The sequence below is a fragment of the Caballeronia sp. M23-90 genome, from assembly GCF_053574605.1.
In genome coordinates this window covers 1-5,590 of record NZ_JBSIPA010000424.1, presented here as the reverse complement: position 1 = coordinate 5,590, position 5,590 = coordinate 1, and the positions used below count along the sequence as shown (strand labels likewise).

The 5,590-nt window shown below is 62.5% G+C and carries 5 protein-coding genes and 2 pseudogenes; 1 reads left to right on the top strand and 6 read right to left on the bottom strand.

Annotated features, from left to right (window positions below):
- Positions 1 to 236 (top strand): annotated as a pseudogene (locus tag ACRXB1_RS28905) (lytic transglycosylase domain-containing protein); the annotation flags it as partial.
- 102 nt (positions 237 to 338) lie between these two features.
- Here ACRXB1_RS28905 and ACRXB1_RS28900 read toward each other — a convergent pair.
- The 6 genes and pseudogenes from ACRXB1_RS28900 to ribD form a co-directional block, all read right to left on the bottom strand.
- A complete protein-coding gene (locus ACRXB1_RS28900; RefSeq protein ID WP_449493972.1) occupies positions 339 to 1,553 on the bottom strand; it encodes a pyridoxal phosphate-dependent aminotransferase in 1,215 nt (404 codons plus the stop codon).
- Complete coding sequence (gene nusB, locus ACRXB1_RS28895) at positions 1,553 to 1,990, bottom strand: transcription antitermination factor NusB (RefSeq protein WP_075359597.1); 438 nt, start codon at positions 1,988 to 1,990, stop codon at positions 1,553 to 1,555. Before nusB ends, ACRXB1_RS28900 begins: the two co-directional genes overlap by 1 nt.
- Positions 1,987 to 2,490 carry a 6,7-dimethyl-8-ribityllumazine synthase gene (gene ribH / locus ACRXB1_RS28890; RefSeq protein WP_047896193.1) on the bottom strand — a complete coding sequence of 168 codons (504 nt, stop codon included), beginning with the start codon at positions 2,488 to 2,490 and terminating at the stop codon, positions 1,987 to 1,989. Before ribH ends, nusB begins: the two co-directional genes overlap by 4 nt.
- A gap of 52 nt (positions 2,491 to 2,542) precedes the next feature.
- Positions 2,543 to 3,715: a bifunctional 3,4-dihydroxy-2-butanone-4-phosphate synthase/GTP cyclohydrolase II gene (gene ribBA, locus ACRXB1_RS28885; RefSeq protein ID WP_061998892.1), complete on the bottom strand. Its 1,173-nt coding sequence runs from the start codon at positions 3,713 to 3,715 to the stop codon at positions 2,543 to 2,545.
- Between the two features lie 272 nt (positions 3,716 to 3,987).
- Positions 3,988 to 4,617: a riboflavin synthase gene (locus ACRXB1_RS28880; RefSeq protein WP_062169605.1), complete on the bottom strand. Its 630-nt coding sequence runs from the start codon at positions 4,615 to 4,617 to the stop codon at positions 3,988 to 3,990.
- Between the two features lie 25 nt (positions 4,618 to 4,642).
- A pseudogene (ribD, locus tag ACRXB1_RS28875) lies at positions 4,643 to 5,590 on the bottom strand (bifunctional diaminohydroxyphosphoribosylaminopyrimidine deaminase/5-amino-6-(5-phosphoribosylamino)uracil reductase RibD); the annotation flags it as partial.

Sequence of the window (5,590 nt, the reverse complement as noted above, 5' to 3'; positions counted from 1 at the left end):
TGATCAACGCGCCGCAAGCGCCGGCACAGCCGGTTGCGCCGAAGACGGTGGTGGCGTCGGCTAACGCGCCGGCGAATGGTTCTACCGACAAACGTGTGCACTTCACGCTCGACGGTGTTCCGCCGATCACGGCGCCGGCCAAGGCTACGTCGCCGCAAGCGAGCGAGCGTAACGAAACCGACGACGCTGATACGCAAGCCAAGCATGAACATGGCGCCTGGGAAGTTGGCGCTTGAGACGGCATCTCCAGCCTTAAACCGGTAGCAGATGCAAAAAAGCCGTTCCAGCTTGATGCCGGAACGGCTTTTTCAATGGCGAAGGCTTTCCAAGCGGAGGCGCTAGACCCTGAACAACGTCCCAAGCCGCTGCACGGCTTCTTCGAGCTTCGAATACGCCGTGGCATAAGAGAGCCGGATATAGTCCCGCGGCGCATGAACGCCGAAATCATTGCCGGGAACCAGCACGACGCCGGCATCGTGAAGCATGGAGCGGGTCAGCGCCGTGCTGTCGCCGGCGGCCGGGTGCGCGACACGGCGGGTATCAGCGTAGACGTAGAACGCACCGTCCGGCACTACCGGCACTTCGAACCCGAGCGTGCGCAACGCCGGCACGATGAAATCGCGTCGGCGCCCAAATTCCAGCCGGCGCGACTCGTAGACTGCAAGCGTGGCAGGTTCAAAGCACGCGAGCGCCGCATGTTGCGCGAGCGCGGACGCGCAGATGAACAGGTTCTGCGAGAGCTTTTCGACCGTCGAGACCATTGCGGGCGGCACGACCAGCCAGCCGAGCCGCCATCCGGTCATGTTGAAGTACTTCGAAAAGCTGTTGACGGTGACTACGTCGTCACCAAGCGAAAGCGCTGAAACGGGTTTCGCGTCGTAGCTCAAGCCCTGATAAATCTCGTCGACGATGGTAAAACCGCCGTGCGAACGCACGACATCGACGATCTTCGCCAGTTCCGCCGGTTCGATGGACGTCCCGGTAGGATTCGACGGCGACGCCAGCAGGACGCCGCGTGTAGCGGGCGTCCAGTGCGCTTCGACCTGGGCTGCGGTCAACTGGAACCGCTCGGCCGGACCGCTCGGAATCAGGACCGGACGGCCTTCGGTTGCCGCCACGAAATGGCGATTACACGGGTAGCACGGGTCGGGCATGAGGACTTCGTCGTCGCGATCGACCAGTGCCGTGCATGCCAGAAGCAACGCCGCCGATGCACCCGCCGTCACCACGATGCGCGCCGGATCGATATCGAGCCCGAACACATCGCGATAATGACCGGATATCGCCTCCCGCAACGACGCCAGTCCGAGCGCGTTCGTGTACTGCGTGACGCCGCGCCGCAAGGCGTCGGTCGCTGCGGCAATCACCGGTTCGGGCGCCGTGAAATCCGGCTCCCCAATACCCATGTGGATAATGTCGCGCCCCGCGCGTTCGAGCGCCTGCGCTTCCTTTGCCAATTCCATGACATAGAACGGCTCGATCGCATCGACGCGCGCGGCGTAACGAATTGCGCTTTGGGAGACGGCGCCGAGCGGGTCTTTGGCGAAATTCATCAGCTTCGCTGGCCGCGGCCTTGTGCTTCTGTCGGCCGCAGTTGAACCGCAAGCTTGTCCAGCACGCCGTTCACGTACTTGTGGCCATCGGAACCACCAAACGTCTTGGTCAACTCGATCGCTTCGTTGATCACCACGCGATACGGAATGTCCAGGTGATGCTTGAACTCGAACGCGGCGACCATCAGCACCGCGCGTTCAACCGGCGAAAGCTGGTCGAGCGGGCGATCGAGGCAGGGCTGCAATTCGGCGGAAATGATGTCCGCTTCCTTGATCACGCCGTGCAGCAGGGCGTCCAGATGCTCCTGGTCGGCTTTATCGTAGCCTTGCGCGCCGCGCAACTGCGCGTCGATCTCGCCACCGGGCGAGCCCGACAGCAACCACTGATAAAGCCCTTGTGTCGCGAGTTCGCGCGAGCGGCGTCGAGCGCTTTTCATGCACGGTCCTCGTCATCTTCGTCTTCATCGTCGCCGCCCAACTGTTCCAGCGCGACCGACAGATTGGCCATCTCGACTGCCACGCGTGCAGCGTCGCGGCCTTTTTCCGTCATGCGGGCAACGGCTTGTTCGTCGTTTTCCGTTGTCAGGACGGCGTTTGCAACCGGCGTGCCGAAGTCGAGCGCAATGCGCGAAATACCCGCACCGCTTTCATTCGATACCAATTCGAAGTGATACGTCTCGCCGCGAATGACGGCGCCGAGCGCGATGAGAGCATCGAACTGACCCGATTCAGCGAGCTTTTGCAGCGCCAGCGGGATTTCGAGCGCGCCCGGCACGGTGACTAGCAGCACGTCTTCACCGATCACGCCAAGCCGTTCGAGTTCTTCCGTGCAGGCGTCCACGAGGCCGTTGCACACCGGTTCGTTGAAGCGCGATTGCACGATGCCGATGCGCAGTCCGTCGCCGTCGAGGTTCGGTTGGTATTGTCCGATTTCCATTATTTATCCGTTTTCAGTGTTGTACGTGTGGTGTTGAGCCGGCCGGTCGTGGTCAGACCGAACGCAGATGAGCGATCGAAGCTGCGTCCGCGGCATCCGTGGATGGCGTGGCAGGGCAGCCGGGCATGGGAATGAAGCCCGTTACTTCGAGTCCGTAACCGGACATGCTGCCCAGCTTGCGCGGGTTCGACAGGACCTGCATCTTGCCCACGCCCAGTTCACGCAGGATCTGCGCGCCGATGCCATAGGTCTTGAAGTCGATCGGCCTGCGCTTCAGTTCAGCCGCCTTGTCTTCCTGCTCGAACGCCTCGAAGACCTCGACCAGATGCTCTTTCGTGTCACCGCAATTGAGCAGCACGATCGCGCCCAGATCGCGCGCGGCGATCTCCTTCATGGCGGCATCGAGCGTCCAGGAATGCGTGGACGAATCCACTTCCAGCAGATCCAGCACCGAAAGCGGCTCATGCACGCGCACCGGCGTTTCTATATCCGGCGTCGGCCGGCCGCGTACCAGCGCGATATGCGGCGATCCGCTCGGCTGATCGCGATACAGCACTGCGCGAAACGCGCCATGCGCCGTTTGCATCGTGCGTTCGGCGACGCGCTCGACGATCGATTCGGTCCGCGAGCGGTAGTGAATCAGGTCGGCGATCGTGCCGATCTTGATGTCGTGCAACTCGGCGAATTCGATCAGATCAGGCAGGCGCGCCATTTCGCCGTCGTCGCGGATCACTTCGCAAATCACCGATGCCGGCGTCAAACCCGCCAGCGCCGTCAGGTCACAGCCCGCTTCGGTGTGTCCGGCGCGAACCAGCACGCCGCCCGGTTGCGCCATGATCGGGAAAACGTGGCCCGGCTGGACGATATGTTCGGCTTTCGCGTCGTGCGCGACGGCTGCCTTGATCGTGCGGGCGCGGTCGGAAGCCGAAATGCCGGTTGTCACGCCTTCGGCGGCTTCAATGCTTACCGTGAATGCCGTGCCGTATTGCGTGCCGTTTTTCTGCGTCATCAGCGGCAGGTTCAACAAGCGGGCGCGTTCCGGCGTAATGGTCAGGCAGATCAACCCACGGCCGTGCCGCGCCATGAAGTTGATCGCTTCCGGCGTCACGAAGTCGGCTGCGATGATGAGATCACCCTCGTTTTCGCGGTCTTCTTCGTCGACGAGAATCACCATCCGGCCTGCTTTCAGCTCAGCGATGATCTCTGGAGTGGAGGCGAGCGTCATTGCGATGGTCGTCCGTTCGGGAAAGGGCGTATTTTACGCCACCGGGGAGGGCAACGCGGGGGTTTTGCCGGTTTTGAGGCGTGCCGGGCGCCAGGCGGGAGCGGGTGGCGCCGGGGTCAACGTCGACTCATTGCCAGGCAAGTCGATCAGGTAGGAGGCGAATCTGCGAAAAGTGCCTTCCCGCAACGATCGCCTTGCGCTCAATTTGCGCCGGTGTTGGCCGGCATCGGTTATTTGCGCAGCGCGTTCAGGTCGTCGATCATGCGAGTGTCCTAATTCGCCGATCCCGATGACGAAAGAATCCGCTCCACATACCGCGCAATCAAGTCGATCTCCAGATTCACCTTCGAACCTGCCTTGAGATGCCGCAGCGTCGTCACTTCCACCGTGTGCGGAATGAGGTTGATCGAAAACTCGCATCCGTCCGGCCGGTCGGTCACGCTGTTCACCGTCAGGCTCACGCCGTTGACCGTCACCGATCCCTTGTACGCCAGGTACTTGCCGATATCCTTCGCCGCCAGAACCCGCAACTCGTGAGATTCGCCAACCGGCTCGAAGCGCGTCACTTCGCCGAGACCGTCCACATGTCCGGATACCAGATGTCCGCCCAGCCGGTCATGCGCGCGCAATGCCTTTTCCAGGTTGACATCGCCGGGGTCGGACAGGCCCGCCGTCCGGTTCAGGCTTTCCCGCGATACATCCACGGCAAACGACTCCGCCGATTTCTCGATTACGGTCATGCACGCACCCTGAATCGAAATGCTGTCGCCGAGTTCGACGTCCGCGAGATCCAGTCCGCCCGATGCAACCGTGAGGCGCACGCCGGTATCGTCATCTGCGGGCGAGCCCAGCGGGGTGACAGCTTCAATGCGGCCGACCGCCGCGACAATTCCTGTGAACATCGTCGAAATTCCTTGGAGTTATGCGTCAGGTAAGAGGCTGCACGTCGGCCTTCACATCGGCAAAGCGCGCGAGCATCCGCACGTCGTCGCCCATCCGGTCGATGCGATGAAACCGCAAATGCGGCCGCGCCTCGAGCGTCCCGGGCGGCGTGAAGTCGAACATGCCGGGCGCGTTGCCAAGCAGGCTCGGCGCGAGATAGATCAGCAATTCGTCGATGCAGCCTTCGCGCAACAATGAGCCATTGAGCTTATGGCCGGCTTCCACATGCAGCTCGTTGATACCGCGATCGGCGAGAATGCCGAGCATTGCCGGAAGATCGACCTTGCCTTGTTCGTTTGTCAGCGACGTGAATTCGATACCCCGTTCACGCAGCGCTTCGGCTTTAGCCATATCAGGCTCGGCGCCGCAAAAAATCCACGGCGGCGCACCTTCCAGAATCCGGGCATCGAGCGACACGTCAAGCCGGCTGTCGATCAACACGCGTTGCGGCTGGCGCGGCGTTTCCACTGCGCGCACGGTCAGTTGCGGATCGTCCTCACGCACCGTGCCGATTCCCGTCAGGATCGCGCAGGCACGGGCGCGCCATGCGTGGCCGTCGGCGCGAGCGGCTTCGCCTGTGATCCACTGGCTGTCGCCGTTCGGCAGACCGGTGCGGCCATCGAGCGTGGCCGCGACTTTCATGCGGACCCACGGCCGGCGCCGCGTCATTCTCGACACGAAACCGATGTTCAGTTCATATGCCTCGTTCGCAAGGAGGCCGCAACGCACATCGATACCCGCGTCGCGAAGAATCGCCAGCCCACGCCCGGAGACGGCCGGATTCGGATCTTCCATTGCCGCAATGACCTTCGTGACCCGCGCCTCGATCAGCGCGTTCACGCAAGGTGGCGTGCGGCCAAAATGGCTGCATGGCTCGAGCGTCACATAAGCGGTTGCGCCGCGCGGATCGTGGCCGCGCGCGCGTGCGTCCTA

Bases quoted from the DNA above. Each gene is read 5' to 3' on its own strand.
- ACRXB1_RS28900 (WP_449493972.1), bottom strand. From the start codon at position 1,553: ATGAATTTCGCCAAAGACCCGCTCGGCGCCGTCTCCCAAAGCGCAATT.
- ribBA (WP_061998892.1), bottom strand. From the start codon at position 3,715: ATGACGCTCGCCTCCACTCCAGAGATCATCGCTGAGCTGAAAGCAGGC.
- ACRXB1_RS28880 (WP_062169605.1), bottom strand. From the start codon at position 4,617: ATGTTCACAGGAATTGTCGCGGCGGTCGGCCGCATTGAAGCTGTCACC.
- ribH (WP_047896193.1), bottom strand. From the start codon at position 2,490: ATGGAAATCGGACAATACCAACCGAACCTCGACGGCGACGGACTGCGC.
- nusB (WP_075359597.1), bottom strand. From the start codon at position 1,990: ATGAAAAGCGCTCGACGCCGCTCGCGCGAACTCGCGACACAAGGGCTT.